The 19025-nt window shown below is 66.1% G+C and carries 19 protein-coding genes; 14 read left to right on the top strand and 5 right to left on the bottom strand.

The genetic code is table 11. From position 1 onward, the window contains the following. Positions 1-44 precede the first annotated feature (44 nt). The 7 genes from D0D37_RS11645 to D0D37_RS48785 all read left to right on the top strand — a co-directional run bounded on the left by D0D37_RS11645 (position 45) and on the right by D0D37_RS48785 (position 7292). The gene (locus D0D37_RS11645; protein ID WP_116200522.1) at positions 45-1253 is read left to right on the top strand and encodes an NAD(P)/FAD-dependent oxidoreductase; all 1209 of its coding nucleotides are present in this window, start codon (positions 45-47) and stop codon (positions 1251-1253) included. A gap of 24 nt (positions 1254-1277) precedes the next feature. Then, the gene (locus tag D0D37_RS11640; protein ID WP_116200521.1) at positions 1278-2105 is read left to right on the top strand and encodes an SDR family oxidoreductase; all 828 of its coding nucleotides are present in this window, start codon (positions 1278-1280) and stop codon (positions 2103-2105) included. 10 nt (positions 2106-2115) lie between these two features. Further along, positions 2116-2880, top strand: coding sequence for an SDR family NAD(P)-dependent oxidoreductase (locus D0D37_RS11635; RefSeq protein WP_116200520.1), 765 nt, complete (start codon positions 2116-2118; stop codon positions 2878-2880). A 19-nt stretch (positions 2881-2899) separates the two neighbouring features. Continuing rightward, positions 2900-4237, top strand: a complete 1338-nt coding sequence (locus D0D37_RS11630) for a cytochrome P450 (protein ID WP_116200519.1) — start codon at positions 2900-2902, stop codon at positions 4235-4237. A 53-nt stretch (positions 4238-4290) separates the two neighbouring features. Beyond that, entirely contained in the window at positions 4291-5316 is a 1026-nt protein-coding gene (locus D0D37_RS11625; RefSeq protein WP_116200518.1) for an LLM class F420-dependent oxidoreductase, read from the top strand. A 399-nt stretch (positions 5317-5715) separates the two neighbouring features. Next, positions 5716-6375, top strand: coding sequence for a hypothetical protein (locus D0D37_RS47375; protein WP_244223477.1), 660 nt, complete (start codon positions 5716-5718; stop codon positions 6373-6375). Positions 6376-6854: 479 nt separating this feature from the next. Then, a complete protein-coding gene (locus D0D37_RS48785; protein ID WP_244223476.1) occupies positions 6855-7292 on the top strand; it encodes a hypothetical protein in 438 nt (145 codons plus the stop codon). Between the two features lie 106 nt (positions 7293-7398). Here the strand turns inward: D0D37_RS48785 and D0D37_RS11610 are convergent, their stop codons facing one another. Continuing rightward, positions 7399-8442, bottom strand: coding sequence for an NAD(P)/FAD-dependent oxidoreductase (locus D0D37_RS11610; RefSeq protein WP_116200562.1), 1044 nt, complete (start codon positions 8440-8442; stop codon positions 7399-7401). 554 nt (positions 8443-8996) lie between these two features. Between D0D37_RS11610 and D0D37_RS47370 the strand changes: the two genes are divergently transcribed. Next, complete coding sequence (locus D0D37_RS47370; protein ID WP_208719902.1) at positions 8997-9317, top strand: cyclic nucleotide-binding domain-containing protein; 321 nt, start codon at positions 8997-8999, stop codon at positions 9315-9317. Positions 9318-9583: 266 nt separating this feature from the next. Here the strand turns inward: D0D37_RS47370 and D0D37_RS11595 are convergent, their stop codons facing one another. Next, positions 9584-10456, bottom strand: a complete 873-nt coding sequence (locus D0D37_RS11595; protein ID WP_244223475.1) for an oxidoreductase — start codon at positions 10454-10456, stop codon at positions 9584-9586. Between the two features lie 81 nt (positions 10457-10537). Between D0D37_RS11595 and D0D37_RS11590 the strand changes: the two genes are divergently transcribed. Next, a complete protein-coding gene (locus D0D37_RS11590; RefSeq protein ID WP_116200516.1) occupies positions 10538-11161 on the top strand; it encodes a TetR/AcrR family transcriptional regulator in 624 nt (207 codons plus the stop codon). An 844-nt stretch (positions 11162-12005) separates the two neighbouring features. Here D0D37_RS11590 and D0D37_RS47880 read toward each other — a convergent pair. Then, positions 12006-12449 (bottom strand): WD40 repeat domain-containing protein, encoded by a 444-nt coding sequence (locus D0D37_RS47880; RefSeq protein ID WP_167493520.1) that lies wholly within the window; start codon positions 12447-12449, stop codon positions 12006-12008. Positions 12450-12725: 276 nt separating this feature from the next. On the opposite strand from D0D37_RS47880, the gene D0D37_RS11580 reads away from it, so the two are divergent. Continuing rightward, positions 12726-13997, top strand: a complete 1272-nt coding sequence (locus tag D0D37_RS11580; protein ID WP_162834168.1) for a NucA/NucB deoxyribonuclease domain-containing protein — start codon at positions 12726-12728, stop codon at positions 13995-13997. A gap of 9 nt (positions 13998-14006) precedes the next feature. Then, positions 14007-14657, top strand: coding sequence for a hypothetical protein (locus D0D37_RS11575; RefSeq protein ID WP_162834167.1), 651 nt, complete (start codon positions 14007-14009; stop codon positions 14655-14657). 352 nt (positions 14658-15009) lie between these two features. On the opposite strand, the gene D0D37_RS11570 is transcribed toward D0D37_RS11575, so the two are convergent. Both D0D37_RS11570 and D0D37_RS48780 read right to left on the bottom strand, forming a co-directional pair. Continuing rightward, entirely contained in the window at positions 15010-15291 is a 282-nt protein-coding gene (locus D0D37_RS11570) for a hypothetical protein (RefSeq protein WP_116200513.1), read from the bottom strand. A gap of 60 nt (positions 15292-15351) precedes the next feature. Further along, positions 15352-16062 carry a phosphotransferase family protein gene (locus D0D37_RS48780; RefSeq protein WP_425266921.1) on the bottom strand — a complete coding sequence of 237 codons (711 nt, stop codon included), beginning with the start codon at positions 16060-16062 and terminating at the stop codon, positions 15352-15354. Positions 16063-16073: 11 nt separating this feature from the next. Here D0D37_RS48780 and D0D37_RS47360 point away from each other — a divergent pair, with 11 nt between their 5' ends. From D0D37_RS47360 to D0D37_RS48625, 3 genes are all read left to right on the top strand, one after another. Further along, the gene (locus tag D0D37_RS47360; RefSeq protein WP_208719900.1) at positions 16074-16235 is read left to right on the top strand and encodes a hypothetical protein; all 162 of its coding nucleotides are present in this window, start codon (positions 16074-16076) and stop codon (positions 16233-16235) included. 272 nt (positions 16236-16507) lie between these two features. Beyond that, positions 16508-17110: an integrase core domain-containing protein gene (locus tag D0D37_RS47355; RefSeq protein WP_244223482.1), complete on the top strand. Its 603-nt coding sequence runs from the start codon at positions 16508-16510 to the stop codon at positions 17108-17110. A 98-nt stretch (positions 17111-17208) separates the two neighbouring features. Then, a complete protein-coding gene (locus tag D0D37_RS48625; protein WP_341867979.1) occupies positions 17209-18402 on the top strand; it encodes a DUF2637 domain-containing protein in 1194 nt (397 codons plus the stop codon). The last annotated feature ends 623 nt before the right edge of the window (positions 18403-19025 follow it).

Genomic DNA, 19025 nt, shown 5'->3' with positions numbered 1-19025 from the left:
AGAACCGGGATAGCCACTCACGAGCGTCAGGAAGGACTGTCCTCATGCGACGGCGACTTGTCATCGTCGGAGCCTGCTTGGCCGGGCTCCGCGCGGCAGAGGCGGCTCGGCGCACCGGCTTCGCCGGTGAAATCACGCTCGTCGGCGCCGAGCCGCACCTGCCGTATGACCGGCCGCCGCTGTCGAAGGCGTACCTCGATGAACCAGAAGCGCCAGCCTTGCCCGCCTATCGCGACGAATCGGTTCTGCGGCAGGAACTCGATCTGGATCTGCGCCTCGGGGTGGCAGCGACCGCGCTGGATCTCGAACAACGCGTGGTCGGCCTGGACGACGGCGAGGTCTCCTACACCGAGCTTGTGCTCGCCACGGGTGCGCGAGCCCGGACGCTGCCCGGCATGCCCGCGATCGCCGGAGTGCACACATTGCGCACCGTAGACGACGCGGCTGCGGTGCGAGCCGCGCTCGACGGCGGGGCCCGCACCGTCGTCGTCGGCGCTGGCTTCATCGGCTCGGAGGTCGCGTCCGGGGCTCGAAAACGGGGCTTGCCGGTGACCGTCGTCGAACTCGCGCACACGCCGTTGACCCGTTCGGTCGGCCTCGAAGTCGGCGCTGTTTTCGCCGACCTGCACCGGCAGAACGGCACGGACCTCCGCCTCGGCGTCGGGGTGGAGAGCGTTCTCGGCGACGACAAGGCCTCCGGAGTCCGGCTGAGCGACGGCACCGAACTGGCCGCGGACCTCGTCGTCGTAGGTGCGGGCGCTGCGCCTGCCACCGACTGGCTGCGTGACTCCGGGCTGCAGCTGGACGAACGGGACGGCGGCTTGGTCTGCGACGAGACGCTGAACGCCGGCTACCCGGGCGTCTACGGCGCCGGGGACGTCGCGCACTGGCACAACCCGTTGTTCGACCGGCGCATGCGGCTGGAGCACTGGACGAGCGCCGCCGAGCAGGGAGCGGCGGCCGCACGCAATGCCCTCGATCCAGCGGCAGCGAAGCCGTACGGGACAGTCCCATACTTCTGGTCGGACTGGTATGGCCACCGGATCCAGTTCGTCGGCGTGCCGGGCGCGGACGAAGCACGGGTTCTGCCGGGAGAGAAGTTTCTCGCCCTCTACCGCGAGGGCGACCGACTGGCCGGCGCGCTGACCGTCGACCAGCCGACGTTGATCATGAAGTTCCGCCGGCTCGTCGCCCGGCGCGCGACCTGGCGCGAGGCGCTGGAGTTCGCGGGAGCGAAAACGGCCTCGGCGTAGGCCGCAGTTTGTGAAAGGACACTGATGTCTGATCCTCGACCGCTCGCTGGTCGCACCATCCTGATGTCCGGCGGCAGCCGGGGAATCGGACTCGCGATCGCGCTGCGCGCCGCCCGCGACGGCGCGAACGTCGCGTTCGTCGCCAAGACCGACAAGCCGGATCCGCGGCTTCCGGGAACCATCCACACCGCCGCGGCCGAAATCGAAGAGGCGGGCGGGAAAGCTCTGCCGATTCTCGGCGACATCCGTTCGACGGACTCGGTCATCGAGGCGGTCAACCGCACCGTCGAGCAGTTCGGCGGTATCGACATCGTGGTCAACAACGCGTCCGCGATCGCGCTGGACGGGTTCGGCAAGGTCACGCCCAAGCGCTACGATCTGATGCTCGACATCAACGCGCGAGGCACGTTCCTGCTGACCTCAGCGGCGCTTCCGCACCTGCTCGAATCGCCCGCGCCGCGCGTGCTCACCCTGTCGCCGCCGATCAATCTGGATCGCAAGTGGTTCGGTGCGCACGCCCCGTACACGGTGAGCAAGTACGCGATGACGATGCTCACGCTCGGGCTCGCCGAGCAGTACCGGCACCACGGACTGGCCGCGAACTGCCTGTGGCCACGCACTCTCATCGCGACCGCCGCGGTCCAGAACATCGTCGGCGGCGACGACGGGATGCGTGCCGCACGTCGGCCCGAGATCATGTCCGACGCCGCGCATCTCGTCCTGACCGGCTCAGCGTCCGGCGAGTGCTACCTCGACGACGACGTGCTGCGAGCCCACGGGGTGACCGATTTCGCCGAGTACCGCTACGGCACCGCCACCGAAGACCAGCTCCAGACCGACCTCTTTCTCTGAGGAGAAAACCGTGCGCATCAACCACAACACGGTCGCTGTCGTCACCGGCGCGGCCTCGGGGCTCGGTCTCGCCACCGCACAGACGATCATCGGGGCGGGCGGCTCGGTCGTCGTCGCCGACCTCGCTCGTTCGGACGGCGAAACCGTCGCGAAGGAACTGGGCGAGCGGGCAGTATTCGTCCCGACCGACGTCACCGACGAGGACGACGTCACCGCCGCGGTAGACGCCGCGGCCGGACTCGGCTCTCTCCGCGTAGTCGTCAATTGTGCTGGCATCGCACCCTTCCAACGGATCATCGGCAAGTCGGGGACGATGCCGCTGGCCGAGTTCCGCTCCGCGATCGACATCAACCTGATCGGGACCTTTAACGTCCTGCGCCTCACCGCCGCCGCGATGGCTGCCCAGGAACCCGTTGACGGCGAACGAGGCGTCATCGTCTGCACAGCTTCGGTCGCCGCTTTCGAAGGCCAGATCGGGCAGGCTGCCTACGCTGCTTCGAAGGCCGGCGTCGCAGGCTTGACGCTGTGCGCCGCTCGCGACCTGGCCGACAAACAGATCCGCGTCGTGACCGTCGCGCCCGGCATCTTCGAAACGGCGATGCTCGCGTCGCTGCCCCAGCAGGCCCGCGATTCCCTCGGCGCCCAGATCCCGCACCCCAGCCGTTTGGGCCAGCCGGCCGAGTACGCGGCACTCGTCGAGCACATCGTCGAAAACCCTGTGCTCAACGGCGAAGTCATCCGCATCGACGGCGCCCTGCGCATGGGCCCGCGCTGACACACCCAGGAGGACGACCATGAGCACCGAGACTCTTAGCGACGTCGAGGACGACGCACCCGAGTTCATCCCGGCGACTTCGGAAGGCAAGCCGCCGCACAGCGAGATCGACATCTCCTCGAAGGCGTTCTGGACCCAGACGTCGGAGGAACGGGAACAGAAGTTCAAGCTGCTCCGCGAAACCGACCCGGTGTCGTGGCAGCGGCCGGTCGAGGACGCCGTCACCCCGGACCCCGACGACCCCGGCTACTGGGCCGTGACGAGGCACGCCGACATCGCCCGGGTCAGCCGGGACAACGAGACGTTCATTTCCGGTCAGGGCGTGCTGTTCGACTTGCTGCCGACCATCTTCCTGGAGATGACCCAGTCGTTCCTGGCGATGGACCCGCCCAAACACGACGACCTGCGCCGTTTGGTCAGCTCCGCCTTCACCCCCAAGCAGGTGAAGCGGCTGGAACAGCAGATCAAGACCGCCGCCCGCGAGATCGTGGATTCCTTCGCTTCCGACCCCGCCGGAGCCGAAGGCGAACTCGACTTCGTCGAACGCTGCGCCGAACGGCTTCCCGCACGGCTGTTCTGCGACATGTTCGGCATCCCCGAACACCTTCGCGAAGCCACCGTCAAGGGAGCCGGCGACATCGTCGCGTGGGCTGACCCCGACACGCTGGCCGGCCGCCCCGCCGACGAGGTGCAGGTCGAGGCCGCGGCCACGCTGCACGAGATCGCCGAGGAGCTGATCGCGCTGCGGCGCAAGGAACCGGGCGAAGACCTGTTCTCCAGTCTGCTGGACGCCGAAGTCGACGGCCGGAAGCTGGACGACTTCGAGATCGGCGCGTTCTTCGTGCTGATGTCGGTGGCCGGAACCGACACGACGAAGCACACCTCGAGCCTGACCGTGCGGGCGATGACCCAGTTCCCGTCGGAAAAGGAGTACCTCAAGGAGGATTTCGACGGGAGGATCAAGGTCGCCGTCGAGGAATTCGTCCGCTTCGCCTCGCCGGTCATGACCTTCCGGCGCACCGCGATGAAAGAAACCGAGCTGGGCGGCAAGAAAATCGTCCCGGGCGACAAGGTCGTCATGTTCTACCCGTCCGGCAACATGGACACCGACGTCTTCGCTGACCCGGAAACGTTCGATCTGTCCCGCGACCCGAACCCGCATGTCGGCTTCGGCGGGGGAGGCGCGCACTTCTGCCTGGGAAACCAGCTCGCGAAAGCCAGCCTGACGGCCCTTTTCCGCGAACTGCTCACCCGGATCCCCGACATCGAAGCGGTCGGCGAGCCGCGTCTGCTGGGCACCAACTTCATGCGCGGAGTCAAAAGCATGAAGGTGCGCTTCACCCCTGAAGGAAAGTAACCGGGACGGTGCCCGGGCGGCTTCCGCCCGGGCACCTCAGGCTAAGGAGCGCCATGAAGCTGGGCTACCACATCGGGTACTGGTCGTCCGGACCGCCGGAAGGCATCGCCGAGGTGATCGTCGAAGCCGAAAACCTCGGCTTCGACTCGGTATGGACCGCCGAAGGCTACGGCTCGGACGCACTGACTCCCTTGGCCTGGTGGGGTTCCGCGACCCGACGGATCAAGCTGGGCACGAACATCCTGCAAATGTCCGCCCGCACTCCCACCGCCACCGCGATGGCGGCAATGACCCTGGACCACCTGTCCAACGGCCGGTTCGTGCTGGGCCTAGGCGCTTCCGGCCCGCAAGTAGTAGAAGGCTGGTACGGGCAACCCTATCCGCGGCCCCTGGCCCGCACCCGCGAATACGTGGACATCATCCGCCGCGTAGTCCGACGCGACGATCCAGTCACCTACGACGGCGAATTCTTCCGCCTGCCTGCCCCCGGCGGAACCGGACTGGGCAAGGCACTGAAGCCGACCGTCCACCCGCTGCGCCGGGAAATCCCGATCTACCTGGCCGCCGAAGGCCCCAAGAACGTAGCCCTGTCCGCGGAAATCTGCGACGGCTGGCTGCCGCTGTTCTTCTCCCCGAAGAGCGACGCGTTCTACCGCACCGCTTTGGACGAGGGCTTCGCCCGCCCGAACGCACGACGTTCCCGCGCCGACTTTGAAGTAGCCGCCTCGGTTCCGGTAGTCATCGACGACGATGTCGAAGCCGCTGCCGACCAGGTCCGGCCCGCACTCGCGCTCTACATCGGAGGCATGGGCGCGAAGGAGGCGAACTTCCACAAGGACGTGTTCTCCCGGCTGGGCTATGACGATGTCGTGGACAAGGTCCAAGACCTCTACCTCGCTGGCCGCAAACCCGAGGCCATCGCCGCGATCCCGACCAGCCTCGTGGAAGACACCGCGCTCGTCGGCCCGGCGGCGAAGATCCGCGCAGAACTCGCCTGGTGGGAGGAGACGGTCGTTACTACGCTGCTGCTTCGAGGAGACCACAGCACTCTGCGCGCCGTGCGCGACGCCATCGACTGAGGCCCACCTGGTGCGGCACCCGTGCGGTGAGGGAGAACTGCACCGGCGCAGCAACTTCGCCCGCCGCGGATTCCGGGCCGCCGCGGACGGGAACCCCCGCGTTGCCAATCCCGAGGTGCCGTTGCAGCCGAGCAAGACGGCAGTGAAGTTCCACCGCCTGCGCCACAGCCACAAGACCTGGCTTGTCGCCGACGGCATCCCAGAGAGCGCAGAAGCTCCGCCTCGGCCACGTGATCGAGGAGAGAGTCCAAGAGATCTACTTCCACACCGCCGCCGTCGAGTAAGTCCTTTTCGAAGCCTCCAGACCCGGTGGGAAAAGGTGCGGGGCTCGGGAAGTCGTTGCCGTTGGCAGGGGACTGTGTGCGCCAGCTCCTCTTGGGCGGCTGAGATGTTTCTTGGGTGATCATTTGGTTGCTGTACCGAGCAACTCGTGCGTTGCTGTCGGTGTCGGCGATCCTGCTGCGCCGGGGCATGGGCGAGGGTGCCGGGCTGCTGGTTCTCCGGCATCGGCACGCGGTGCTGCGGCGACAGGTCAATGGCACGGTCCGCTGTGAGCCTGCGGGCCGGTTCTGGCTGGCCGCGCTGTCGTCGCTGTTACCGCGCCGCCGCTGGTGCAGCGTCTTCCTGGTCACCCCGAGGGCATTGGTGGGCTGGCGTCGCAGACTGGCCGCCGGGAAGTGGGACTGCGCCGCTCGACGTTCAGGCACCGCGCGTCCGCCGACGGAGGCCGCGTTGAGGATGGCGGTGCTGCGCTTGGCGCGGGAGAACCCGCGGTGGGGCGACCGCGGAGTCCAGGGCGAGTTGGCTCGGCTGGGGCATCGGATCGCGCCGTCCGCGGTCTGGGAGATCTCGCGTGCGGCCGGTGCCGACCCGGCTCCGCGCCGTACTGGTCCAAGCTGGCGCGAGTTCATCACGGCCCAGGCCGAGGGGATCATCGCCGCGGACTTCGTCCACGTGGACACGATCACCGGCTGGCGGTTGTACGCACTGGCGTTCCTCGAGCATCGCACCCGCAAGCTCCACATCACCGGCATCACGGCGCACTCCGCCGCGCAATAGGCGACCCGGCAAGGCTCGTAACCTCGCCAATGATCTGGGCCGCCGGGCCGAGTCGCTGCGCTTTGTCCTGCGCGATCGCGACAGCAAGTACACCGGCTCCTTCGACGCGGTCTTCGAAGCCGAGGAGATGGAGGTGCTCCTCGCTGCGTCCCGGGCTCCGCGGATGAATGCTCACTGCGAAAGAGCACTCGGGACCATTCGCCGCGAGGCCTCGACCGCATCCTGGTCGTCAGCGAGGCCCACGCCGGACGGGCCCTCGCCGAGTGCCAGGAGCACTGCAACAGACATCGACCACACCGGTCCCGAGGCCAGCGCCCCCCCCCGAGGTCCAGGATCAGCCCTTGTGCCGTTCACGACTTCGAGGCCCGCAGATTCTTGCGGACCCCGGTCCTCGCAGGAGTGGTCAACGAGTACCCATACGCCGCCTGAGCTGCAGCGACGACTTTTCGAGCCCTACAGGATGCCAGGCCGGAGCGACGGTGTACGAACTGGGGGCGCGGTTCGGCATCGAACGGCGGACGGTCAGCAACATCCTGCACCGGCACGGCGTGCCGACGCGACGCCGTGGCCTCTCCTCCGAACAGGTCGACGACGCCATTCACCTCTACAACCTCGGCTGGTCCCTGGCACGAGTCGGCGGACACCTGGGCGTCGACCACACCACCGTGCTGACCAAACTCCGCGAACGCGGGATCCCACTCGCGACAGCCACGGACGACCACGATCGTGAACAGATCAGTCGCCGGCTCGGCGAACCTGATGCCGGGCCGTTGTCGATCGCGTGGTGCACGGCTTTGCGCAACGCCCCGCTGCCACCGAGCCTCCAGACGGTGGGGGACTGGCCTGAAACACGACGGCTACCCGGCAGTGGACTTGCCGTTCGATTGGTCTTTCCCCTTGCTGCTGAGCATGGTTGAAACCGTCTGGAAAACTCATCGGTTTCCAGACGGGAAAACAGGTCGGTTTTCTCACCGATAAAAGTGAGGTGAGCGGGTGACGAGCTGAGATCTCAGGGCTTCGAGATCATCGTGCGGCCGCTTTCGGGCTTTCCTCGGCGATCCCCTGCGGGGCCGCGTCGGTGTCCGCGATGGCCAGCATCTTGTTGATTTCGGCGCCGGCCAGTGCGCCGGCCGCCGCGGAGGCTCCGACCTGGGCGACCGGATCGGTGGCGTTGCCGGCCACCCACACACCCGGCACCTCCGTGGCGCCGGCCAGGCCGGAGACGAAACCACGGCCCACGTTCGGCTTCGGCAGGTCCCGCACCGGCAGACCCAGACCTTCCAGGCCTTGGGTGCGAGCCTGCATCTGCGGGCCGACCGCGAGGATGCGGCGGGCCACGACCTGGCCATCGGCCAGGCGCACCCCGGCGAGGGCACCGTCGGTGTCGTCGACGACCTCGGTGACCGGAGTGTCAACGACGCGGATCCCGCGGGCGGCGAACCGAGCACGGCTGTCCTCGTCCAGGTCGGTGCCGTGGGTGAAGTAGATCAGGTCTTCGGTCAGCTGACGGAACAGCAGCGCGTGGCCGATGGAGGCCGGGCCGGTGGCGAGGACACCGATGGGTTCATCGCGCACCTCCCAGCCGTGGCAGTACGGGCAGTGCACCACACTGCGCCCCCAGTGCTCGGCGAGCCCGGGCACCTCCGGCAGCACATCCGTGAGGCCGGTAGCCACCAGGACGCGGCGAGCGGTGATGCTGCGGCCGTCGGCCAGGGTGACGGTGAACCGCAGGTCCCCGTCCGCGGCCGGGGCGGCAGGCTCGGCCGAGACCACCTCGCCGTGGACAACGCGTCCGCCGTACTGGCGCACCTGCTCCCGGCCCCGTCGAAGGATCTCCGACGGCGGAGTGCCGTCGAAGACGATGAAGCCGTGCACGGCCTCCGCGGGCGCGTTGCGCGGGGAGCCGCTGTCGATCACGACGACCGAGCGGCGGGAGCGGGCGAGGATCAGTGCACCGTTCAGCCCCGCGGCACCCCCGCCGATCACCACCACATCGACGGTCCCCTCGGACAGCGCATCGCTCGCGGAGTCCTCGTCGAAGGGCGGTAGCTGGGTCGCCTGTGTCATGAGTTCAACCTCCATGCCGTCTTCGCGGCATCACGGTCCTGCAAGGCCGGACCAAGCCGGTCCGGCAAGCGCAGCACGGTTGTGTACTGAACTGTCAGAAACATATGTTGTTCTGTACTGACTTGTCAAGTACGGCAGGTCGGCCATACGATCAGGCTGGTCTGGTCCAGGAAGGACACTCGCTGTGGCGTTGGGCACGGCCGCGGTGGCCGCGGCGAGAGTTGAGCCTGAGGAAGCGGAAGTCGTGCCGAGGCAGGCGAAAACGAGCGGAGAAGAATCGTGACCGGAGTGGTTCGCATGCCAGGCAAGCGAGAAGCATGAGCATCATCCCCGTGCCGGACGAGTTGACCCATTACTCGTCCCGTCGGCTGGGCGAGGTCGATGAGCTGGCATGGCCGGTGTTGAGCCAACATGCCCTGGACCTGTTGCGGTCATCCGGTGAGGAACCGCATCCGGCGAGTTGCTGTGGGACGCCGGTGATCCCACCGACTTGCACCTCGTGCTGACCGGTGGCGTGCTCCTCGTGGACCGCCGGGAGGACCGGGTCGTCTTTCGTGATCGAGACCGGTGACTTCGTCGGCGAGCTGGGCATGTTGATGGGGCAACGCACCGTCTTCCAGGGCGTGGCCATGGAAGACGGTGCGATCCTGCGGGTTCTGGTGGAGGAACTGCGCCGGCTGGTGGAGATCTCGGGGGAGCTGAGCGATGTCCTGCTGTCCGCTTTGGACGCCCGGCGGCGCTTCCTGGGCAGGAAGGGCGAGGGCGGTCTGGTACTGGCCGGAGACGACGACCGCGACCTGCACCGCCTCCAGGCCTTCGCTGAACGCAACCAGATTCCCTACCGGACGGTGCTGCGCTCAAGCCCGTCAGCGTGATCAGGTATGCGAAGTCGAACGGCCCCGCGGTCGGAGACGGCGCGTAACCGCGAAGCCAGGGCGCGACGACTTGACGTCCGCGGCGGCCGAGCTCGGCGAGGAAGGGCTTCGCGGTCGGCGGATGGTCCGGGAAGCCGTGCAAGACGAGCGTCGGTCGACCATCGGGGTCACCACCCTGCAGCGCGTGAAAGGTGCCGTGCGGCAGGTCGAAGGTGACGTGTTCGAACTCCATGCGCGTCTCCTCAAGCTCCGCGGGTACGGCGGGGTCAGCCGGCCAGCCGGTTGAGCTTGCGGATTTGCTTGTCGAAAGTGCGCGAAGGCGCCATCCGGCGCAGGAGGCTGACGCGTCCGGCCACCGAGCCGGCGGTGTACCGGAGCTTGGGCTTGGCATCGGTGGCGGCCGCGACGATCGCCTTCGCGACAACGTCCGGGTCGTCGGCGTTGCGCACGGCCGTCGCCAGCACGTCCCGGGCGACCTCCCGCTGTGCGGCGTAGACCGGCAGGGGCAAGTCGGGTGCCAGACTGCTCGCCTCGAAACTTGTGCTCGTGTAGGCCGGCTCGACCAGCAGCACCCGGACGCCGTGCTCGCGAAGCTCGTGGTCGACGGACTCGGAGTAGCCCTCGACCGCATGCTTGGCGGCGGCGTAGACGGCCATGAAAGGGGCTGGGATCAGACCGAGTACCGAAGACACGTTGACCACGCGGCCACTGCCCTGGGCGCGCATGTGGGGCAGCACCGCGTTCGTCATCCGCATCACACCGAAGACGTTGATGTCGAAGACCTCCATGGCCTGGGTGATCGAGCTCTCCTCGCCGGCGCCGACCGCGCCCACGCCCGCGTTGTTGACCAGGACGTCGATCCGGCCGAACCGCTCGATCACCTCCTCGACCAGGGAGCGGACCGACTCGTCGACGGCCACGTCGAGATCGAGGAACGTCACCCCAGCCAGCGGCCCGGCGTTCGCCGCGTTGCGGCTCGTGCCGACCACCGCGAAGCCGGCGTCCGCGAGGGCGAGCGCTGCCGCCCGCCCGATCCCGGAGGAGGCGCCCGTCACAAGGGCCACTGGGCGAGCTGTCTGCATGGTGGTTCCTTCGGTTGCGGGCATGACGTCGTCGTGCCCAGTGCGGGTCGCCGACATGGTTGTGTACTGAACTGTCAGAAATCTAGCGAGTTCTGTACTGACTTGTCAAATACGGCAGGTCGGCGCTACCTTCTGGGTATGGCAAGACCACGAAGCTTCGACCGCGACCACGTCCTCCATGCCGCCGAGCGGCAGTTCCGCACCTCGGGCTACAACGGCTCGAGCGTCGACGACATCAGCGCCGCCACCGGCCTGGGCCGCGGCAGCCTCTATGCCACGTTCGACGGCAAGCGCGGCGTGCTGCTGCAGGCGATGACCGGGTACTACGCCCGGCTGGCACAGTTCGCGCCGCAGGCGCTCGCCGGACCGGACGAGGGCGCCCTGGAACGACTGCACCGATACCTGCTCCGCGCCGTCAACGGGGTGCCACTCGCCGACGACGTACCCCCCGCCGCCGACCGGGCCGCGGCGGCCTGCTTCGCCGCCAAAATGGCCTTGGAGATCGGCACCTCCGACCCCGAGGTGCAACGCATGGCCCGCGACTGCTTCTCCGTGCTCGCGACGGCGGTGGCCGAGTGCCTACGAGCGGCGCAACGCAACGGCGACATCGACCCCGACGCGGATCCCGACGACCTTGCCTACCTTCTGCTGACCATCATCCGCGGGACCGACGTCGTAGGCGCCTACGGCCACAGTCCCGCCCGCCTGACCTCGGTGGCGGAAAGCGCGTTCGCATTGCTGCCTCGCCCGCACCGCCGCTGAGAAATGCACGACAGGCCTCGTTGCGCAACCGGCAGTAGATCCTTCTTTTGTCAACTGCCACAGTGCCCGACCGCCCGACTCTTCGGCCTTTGCGGCGCCTTCGCCTGCTTTCGCGGCCTTCGCAGCTTCCTCGGCAGCCTTGCCCAGCTTTCCCATGCCGCCGCCTGGGGCCACGGAAGCAGTCGCCCCTGCACACGCTTCAGCCTGGCCGGTCGCACATTCAGGTATATCAGCAAGAAAAACATCGTAAATGAGCCCCAGGAATCCGGTGAACTTCCCTCCCGGCACGCATTTGTCGTGGAATCTTCCCAGGGTGTCGCATACCATCGACTTCCTCGGACTTTTTTGCGAAGTCTATGGCTTCTTGCCACGTGAACGCACTCGACCCTGCGTATTTCATGCCCAACGAAGTTCGCGAATTGTTCCTTGGACAACCCATGCCCGAGTGCAGGTGTCGCAAGTAACTCTTCGCGCTGCGAGTACTGGCGCTCTACGGGAGCGCGTTTCTACACACGCACCCCGCTCGGCAACGCCCTCACCAACGGCCAAGACAGATCGGAAACTGGGCCGTCACCGCACGCCACTGATAGGCGACCACGCACACTTCGTGGCCGACGACATAGCCAGCCAAATACTGGACGAACAGGGCGCCCACAGAGCAAATCGTGTGCTCGACGCGCGGCTTGCCCCAAACTCACAGGAGCCGAGGAAATGCCACGAACTTGAGACCGATCTTCGGCGACATCGCGTTGAGGCGACCGAGAAAGCCCAAGTCACACAAGATCGACATGTCATGGGCGACGACACCCTACAATCTTGCAGGTCGCGCCCGACTTGGCGTCGCTCATCGGCGGTTGGGTAGGTCCCAGAGCCGCGCGGCGCCGTCCTCGCTGCCGGTTGCCAGGGTGTGCCCGTCGGGGCTGAACGCCACGCTGGTCACCCCGCCGTCGGGCCGGTGAGAGGCTTGCCGAGCGTCTGGCGGCCTCGCCTGGGCCCGACACCGAGAACTCCACCCGATAGTCCGCGTCTCCCACTGCCATCGCCCCTCGCCGGCTCCCTGCGATCGATGGACTCCACATCGTGCCAGGCGAGAGACCAGCTGTGAACCGCTCCCGGCGTACCGCCCGGGGAACGTACAGGCACGCGAGAGGCGAGGCCGGACAACAGCACTCCTTATTCCGCGCGCAAATGCCCTTGCGATTGCTATTTCTGCAGTTTTATTCTCCAGGCGGGCACGTTGGACCGAATGTCGGAACCTTGGCCCCGCCGCCTGGACGCGACCTGGCATCGAGATTCGTGCCGTTGGAGCCTTTTCTCCTCTCCGTTCGTTCCGATAGCTTGGCCGCGCCAGGGGAGGATATTGATCGTGCGCACCATCTCGGCGTTCGCTGTGCGCATATCCGCCCGAAGTGGACAACGGACAAAAGAACTTTATCAACTTGCCGGATCATCTATTCCTGATCACTCTTGATCTGTCACTATCTTCAAATTGGGGAGGATTTTTGTGCGAGCATCATATTTAAGACGCAAGAGTCTGGCCACGGCGGTCGCTGCATTCACCGCAGTGCTCACCATCGGGTCATCGCAAGTGAGCGTCGCGCAACCCGCCCGCGCGGGCCGAACCCTGTCGATCACCGGTCCGGCCGGGCAGCCCATGCAGTCCAGAGGGGCGGCGCCGGTTCGCAAAGCCACGCAGGAGGACGGCTACCGGGTTGCCGAGGAGCAGAAGAACTTCTCCTACTCGGAAGACGCCGACCCGAGATTTAAACAGGCTATCGAATCGCTCAAGAACAGGCCTCGGGACAAGCCGCTGACCGCGAGCCAAATCCCGCCCTTTCTTCTGGCGCTGTGCAAGATCGACCCAAGGGCCGAAAATCCCCGAGGGCACGTTTTTCATCGAGAGTTCTGGTGCCAGCGCTGGACACAGGAGACAACGGCCGCCGTTGACGGAAAACCCGTAGGCGGTGCCAAGCTCAAGTACATAGCGGTAGCGCTGGCTGATGACCGCAGCAATCGCCGAGTCGACATCATGCTCCAGCCGACCGAAGCGGACTCCTGGGGCGTGGTCAAAGACCTGCCGTCGTCCACCATGGGCATCGGACCTGAATGCGACGGGCACAGCTGCACCGTGTTCCCCACGGGCTGGGTCGAGCGAACCGTGCCCAATTGGCAGCTGGACGCGCGCCAAGGCGCCTGGTACGGCTGGCAGATAAGCGACGATGAAAACAAAGGGTCTTTCCCCGACAAGGTCCTTTATCACCTCTGGCACTTCTTCGGCGGGGCGCGCGTGCCCACTTACCCCCCGTCCGATGCCAAGGGGGAAGACAGTCTGCTGCGTTGCGATTCAGCGCAGTATTTCAGGAATGAACCACGCGGCTGCATCAACGCCGACGTGATCTCATATATCACCTACCAGCTCGGCTTGCCTCCAGAGATTGGATCCCCGGAAGTCGCCGCCCATATTCGCGACGCACTGGACCGGCCCGACACGACCTTCCCTCCGAGGCCGCACCACAAAAACATCCCCGGCAAATATATCCCCGGAAGTCAAAGCGGCGGCTTGCACCGCATTTCCGAGGTCGAGTCCCAGGCCAACCGGGAAGTGGTCGCGCAAAACTGCAAACTCCTTCCCGGACCAGGCTCGGACCGGGATTGCGACGAGTACGCCTTCGCGATCACCCTGGAGGGGGCAGCGAATCCCAACTTCGACTTTTCGGTAAGATACGTGAACAAGAACCAGAACCGGCGAGCGGGAAGCTACCTTAGATGGTTCCTCTCGAACGACCGAATTCTGTATAAAGACGAAGACAGGTTTTTCACAAATATTATTGATTGACGAGGTATGATGCCCGAGCCGCTGCGTCACCTGGAGTACGAAGTCATGATGGTCGACGGCTACTTCGTCATCGAGGACACGTCCTTGGTCGACCACATCATGCCGGACTTCAATTCTGACCAGTGGCTGCTGGCAACCGAAAATCAAGTAACGATCAGTCGTACGTCCCAAGGGCTTGGCCCCTGGGACGTACGACTGGAGTTCTGGGACAGCGAACCAGTCGCCAGTGCGACGCCCTCGAGCACGACGAGCGAGTCTCTTGCATACTTTGCCACCGGAACTCTTGTCGCGTGGCAAGCCTGGGGCGAAAGCGATGCCGGAGAGTTCGACCTCGCCGGCAAGGGCGTCTACCGCGTGCGCGCGTCGGCCAGCGACGACGAGCGCTATCTCGTCCAGTTCTGGCCAGGCACCGCCACCGACACCCGGGACGACGTACCCGCCCCCGGCAAGATGATCAACCCCATGCTGCTGAGCTTGAACATCCCCGACGAAGTCAAGTCCGCCCTCATCAGCCGATCTCTGGACTCCGAAGGCATCCCTTGCACGCTCACCGAGCAAGACATCCGCGAGGCGTACGAAGCCCAGCGCGGCCAGGAGCACGAGACCGCGGAGGCGACACAGCCGCCCGAGGACGAGCCTCCTGCATCGCAAGGCCCCTGAACAACACGGCCTCCCCAACCTCGCCTACTACGGGGCCGAAACTCCGCTCGGTCGACGTCGATGGCTGGAACGACGTCGCCGAGGTATCGCCGCCCGGCTGGTGGTGCCTGAGGTTCATCGCTCGACAAGGCGCTGCAGTTCATCGTCAGTCCGTCGGACAGGCACAGTCGCTGTGCGAAAACGCTCGGATCACGGCCGGAGCAGGATCAGTCATGTGTGGCGAATTCTTGCCAGATGAAGGTTCCGACGGTGGGCACGATGATCCAGCTCAGTAATCTGCGTCGGGTGGCATCGAGGTCTACCGTGCGCGGGAGAAGCGCTGCGGACGCGACCGCGTCGCAGGCAGCGTCAGTCAGACCAGCTGCGACTTTTCGAGGGGCGCGAAATCCTGCACGGCCGTCGGGACACCGTGATCGTCCAGGCTCAGCGTGGTGTCTGGGCCGCCTTCCGGCAGAACCACGGTGCCGAACGCGAAGATTGCTTTCAGCTGGTCCGGGTGGCCGATGAGTTTGAGGCAGGCGACTCCGCCGCGCGAGTGACCGGCAGCTACTGCGGCCAGGCCAACAGAGGTAGGGGCGATGCTCGCCCTTGGAAGATCGTCCGGCCACGTGCGGAAGATCAGGTTCGCGATCAACTGAAACTGTGTCGCGCCTCGGAGAGTTCGGGAAGGCGCACCGGTGCAGGCACATACTCGTCAGAAGGCGGTCCAGGTCCAGGTCCAGGGACGAGGAACGACCTCGCGCAGACACGTGATCCGGTGCTGGGCTTCCTGATGGGCTTCGGGACTGGTGTTTTGCCGAGCACGAAGGCGGCCCAGCGCAGTTCCTCGACGTCTGCGAGTGTGCGGAAGAGCGGCGTGGCGGTGATGTCGTGGCCGTCGTAGGCGTCGACGAACGAGCGGTAGTCGGTGTCGGTGATGCGGGCGAAGTCGGGCGTGGTCGGCGGCCAGCGGGACGAGGTCCCAGGCCGGGTGGCCGAGCGAGACGTGGTCGAGGTCGAGCAGGACGGGGTCGCCTCCGGTGAGCGGGACGACGAGGTTTCCTTGCCAGGCGTCACCGTGCAGCACGCGGGTGGTGCGGTGGAGGTCGAGTGCGTCGACTGCGCGGCGGAGCTGGGCGAGCCGGTCGGTGAGCCAGCGCCGGTCGTCGGGGTCGAGGTGGCGTGCGTGTGCGATGCGTTCGCCGATCCCGGAGAACGCGTCGTAGCTCGGCAGGGCAAGCTGAGCCGGCAAGGGCAGCCGGTGCAGGGCATGGAGTGCGGCACCGAGTTCGGCAGGGCTGGAGTGGCGGTGCTCGGACAGTCCTGGCCTGTGGGTGCCGGAAACGCTGCCATAGGTTCTGACCAGCTGATTCGTGGCGTGTGGGCGGGTGGTTGATGGGGTGACTGCTCGGTGGCCGATGATCACGAGTTGTGGTCATGAGGTTTCTGTATCTGCTGGTGGCGCGGGTGTTCGGGTGGCTGGTGCTGTGTGCGCGGCCCGCGGCCGCTAAGGACGTGGAGATCCTTGTGCTGCGTCATCAGTTGGCTGTGCTGCGGCGCCAGGTGACGCTGATCGCGCTGTGCTGTCGGCGCTGGTGAGGCTGGTGCCGAACTGGCGTCGGTTGGCGTTGATCGTGTCGCCACGGACGATCTTGCGATGGCACGCCTCGTTGGTGCGACGTCGGTGGACCTGTCGACGCCGACCGGGGCGCCCGGCGGTCACGGCAGCGATCCGCCGGTGGGTGCTGGAGATGGCCCGGGACAACCCACGATGAGGTTACCGGCGAATCCACGGTGAACTCGTCGGGCTGGGGCACACAGTCGCGGCATCGACGGTATGGACGATCCTCAAGGGTGCAGGCTTGGACCCGGTGCCGCGCCGAACGGGACCGATGTGGAAGCAGTTCCTCACTGCCCAGGCTGAGGGCGTCCTGGCGGTCGACTTCTTCCACGTCGACACGGTGTTGCTGCGCGGGTTGCACGTGTTGTTCTTTGTCGAACACGACCGTCGTCGTGTCCATGTTGCAGGGGTGACCGCTCATCCGACTGCGGAGTGGGTGGTTCAGCAGGTCCGGAATTTGCTGATGGAACTTGATGGTCGCGTGGACAGTCTGCGGTTTCTGATCCGTGACCGCGACGCGAAGTTCACCACTGCGTTCGATGCGGTATGCGCCTCGGTCGGCATCGACATCCTGCGCAGTCCTGTTCGGGCGCCGCGGGCGAACGCGATCGCTGAACGCTGGGTGGGCAGCGTTCGCCGCGAGTGTCTGGATCGGATGCTTGTCGTCAACCGGCCTCATCTCGAACAGGTCCTGGCCGAGTACGTCGATCACTTCAACTACCGTCGACCTCATCGCTCCTTGGGCCAACGACCGCCCGAACGGCAGGTTCCGGTCCGGATGCGTGATGCCAGATCGGTACGTCGGCACGGTCGACTTGGCGGTCTGATCTACGAATATCGGCAGGTCGCATGATGTGACACAGTTTTCGGCACCCACAGGGTCTTCCGCCGATCACGTTGCACGGGTTGCGGCACGGCGCGGCGACGCTGGCGTTGGGGGCGGGGGTGGACATGAAGGTGATCCAGCACATGCTCCGCGACTCCTCGATCAAGGTGGCGATGGATCTCTACACCAACGTTGCCCAGGAAGTCGCCGCCGACGCACCCCGCAAACTCGCCGCCGCGATCCCGCGGAAGGCGGCGCTGCACCCGGCCCGCGCTCTCGGGCTCCCCTCGGGCTCGCAGGAGACCACAATGGACAGTCAGCATTCGGAAGAATCTGGTCCAGACAGCACAAATCCCCAGGCCGAAAACTTCTCGAACCTGGGGAGTGAGGGTGCGCCATCAGGGACTCGAACCCCGAACCCGCTGGTTAAGAGGACCTGTCGGGTGGTGTCGAGTGATGCCGGGCAAGACCTTTTCGTGTGGTCGCGGGGCTTCGGTGGTGTTGTGGTGTGTCGGCCGGTGTTGTCGTGTGGTGGAGGTCTCGGGCTCGCCTCGGGCTCGCAAATGTCGGCTGGTGTTGTGTGGTTCAGGCTGGGTATTGCGACGCGTGCTGGGGTGGTTGTCGTGATGGTGCCGGGTGTGCGGCGTGATCCGGTCGTCTCGGCGGTCAGCATCATGGTGGGTGTGGTGGTTGGGCTGACGTTCCTGTTCGGTTTCGGGAACGTGCTGGCGCTTGCTCTTCGGTTGGGTGTTCCGGTCTGGGTGGCGCCGTTGGTTGCCCCGGCGGTTGATCTGACGGTTGTGGCGTTGCTGGTCGCCGTTCGGCGGTTGTCGTCGTGCGGTGCCTCTCCTGCGACTTTGCGGTCTGCGCGGTGGTTGCTTGTAGGGGCGAGTGTGGTCACGTTGGCGTTGAACGTGGCCGAGCCGTTGGCTGCTGGAGAGGTCGGCAAGGCGTTGTTCGACGCGGTGGGGCCGCTGTTGCTGATCGGCTGGTCTGAGGTCGGTCCCGGGCTTCTGCAAGCTCTTGTCGGCGTGCGCGGTTCAGTCGAACAGCGTGCCGACGAGTCAGAGGCCGGCCAACCTGGGCCCTCCGCGGAGAACCCTGGTGAGAGAACAGTTGAGCTTGATCCTGACTTGGTGGAGCGGGCTCGGCAGATTGATGCGGAGCATCGTGCGCGGCATCAGCGTCCGGTTTCGGCGGAGGTGCTGCGGAAGGCGTTGGGGGGTCGGGGCGGAACGTTCCCGTTTGTTGACGCGGTTGGTGCGTGCGGAGCGGTGCGATGGGGCCGGCTCAGCTTCGTCGGTGGTTGCCTGAGCTGAGCCGGTTTCCGCCGCCGGGCCCGGTCAGGTCAGCCGGTTCTGGTTGGCTGCGGCTTCTGTCCGGACGGCGTTCGTGAATGGGGCGTCGAGTCGTTCGTTGAGCTCCTCGATCTCGGCTTCGTCGAGGTCCTTATCCATGCCGTCGCCGTCTTCGTCGTCGGAGCACAGCCGTAGAGCAGGTGCAGCCGTGTAATCCGTCGAGGAGGTCTTCGAGCAGGTCCTGCGTGGTGAGTGCAGTATCGCGGGATCGTGTTAGCCGGGTGTTCCTGACCTGCGTGAACAGCACTGTTGACCCCCTCACTGCCAGTATGGCCGGGGCGCGTCCCTGACCTGCGGTTGTCGAGAACCCGCAGGCCCGCCGCCGCAGTTGACCGCACCTGAGCGCGGTTCAACGCTGTTCGGCGTCGTTGGAACCGTGGTCCTGCTCCAGTTTTGCTCCAGGGAAATTCGCATGAATGCGTTTTGCGCATACATGTCCGTCCGCATCGTCTCGCAGTGCGGACATGTTGTCTAGAGCTCGGGGTGGCCAGGACGGTCTGTGCTCGGTTGTCGGTCGAAGAGGTCGAAGATGTCAACCTGAGTGTTGGCGAGGAGCACGGCGAGGACGTGCTCGCAACACGGGC

It is taken from the genome of Amycolatopsis circi (assembly GCF_003385235.1).
GTDB lineage: Bacteria > Actinomycetota > Actinomycetes > Mycobacteriales > Pseudonocardiaceae > Amycolatopsis > Amycolatopsis circi.
The sequence above is the reverse complement of the archived record's forward strand: the minus strand, read 5'-3'. Positions and strand labels throughout refer to the sequence as shown.

Bases quoted from the DNA above. Each gene is read 5' to 3' on its own strand.
- D0D37_RS11575 (WP_162834167.1), top strand. From the start codon at position 14,007: ATGCCCGAGCCGCTGCGTCACCTGGAGTACGAAGTCATGATGGTCGAC.
- D0D37_RS11640 (WP_116200521.1), top strand. From the start codon at position 1,278: ATGTCTGATCCTCGACCGCTCGCTGGTCGCACCATCCTGATGTCCGGC.
- D0D37_RS11625 (WP_116200518.1), top strand. From the start codon at position 4,291: ATGAAGCTGGGCTACCACATCGGGTACTGGTCGTCCGGACCGCCGGAA.
- D0D37_RS11630 (WP_116200519.1), top strand. From the start codon at position 2,900: ATGAGCACCGAGACTCTTAGCGACGTCGAGGACGACGCACCCGAGTTC.
- D0D37_RS48625 (WP_341867979.1), top strand. From the start codon at position 17,209: ATGAAGGTGATCCAGCACATGCTCCGCGACTCCTCGATCAAGGTGGCG.
- D0D37_RS11590 (WP_116200516.1), top strand. From the start codon at position 10,538: ATGGCAAGACCACGAAGCTTCGACCGCGACCACGTCCTCCATGCCGCC.
- D0D37_RS47360 (WP_208719900.1), top strand. From the start codon at position 16,074: ATGAGGTTTCTGTATCTGCTGGTGGCGCGGGTGTTCGGGTGGCTGGTG.
- D0D37_RS47880 (WP_167493520.1), bottom strand. From the start codon at position 12,449: ATGCCAGGTCGCGTCCAGGCGGCGGGGCCAAGGTTCCGACATTCGGTC.
- D0D37_RS11645 (WP_116200522.1), top strand. From the start codon at position 45: ATGCGACGGCGACTTGTCATCGTCGGAGCCTGCTTGGCCGGGCTCCGC.
- D0D37_RS11595 (WP_244223475.1), bottom strand. From the start codon at position 10,456: ATGTCGGCGACCCGCACTGGGCACGACGACGTCATGCCCGCAACCGAA.
- D0D37_RS11610 (WP_116200562.1), bottom strand. From the start codon at position 8,442: ATGACACAGGCGACCCAGCTACCGCCCTTCGACGAGGACTCCGCGAGC.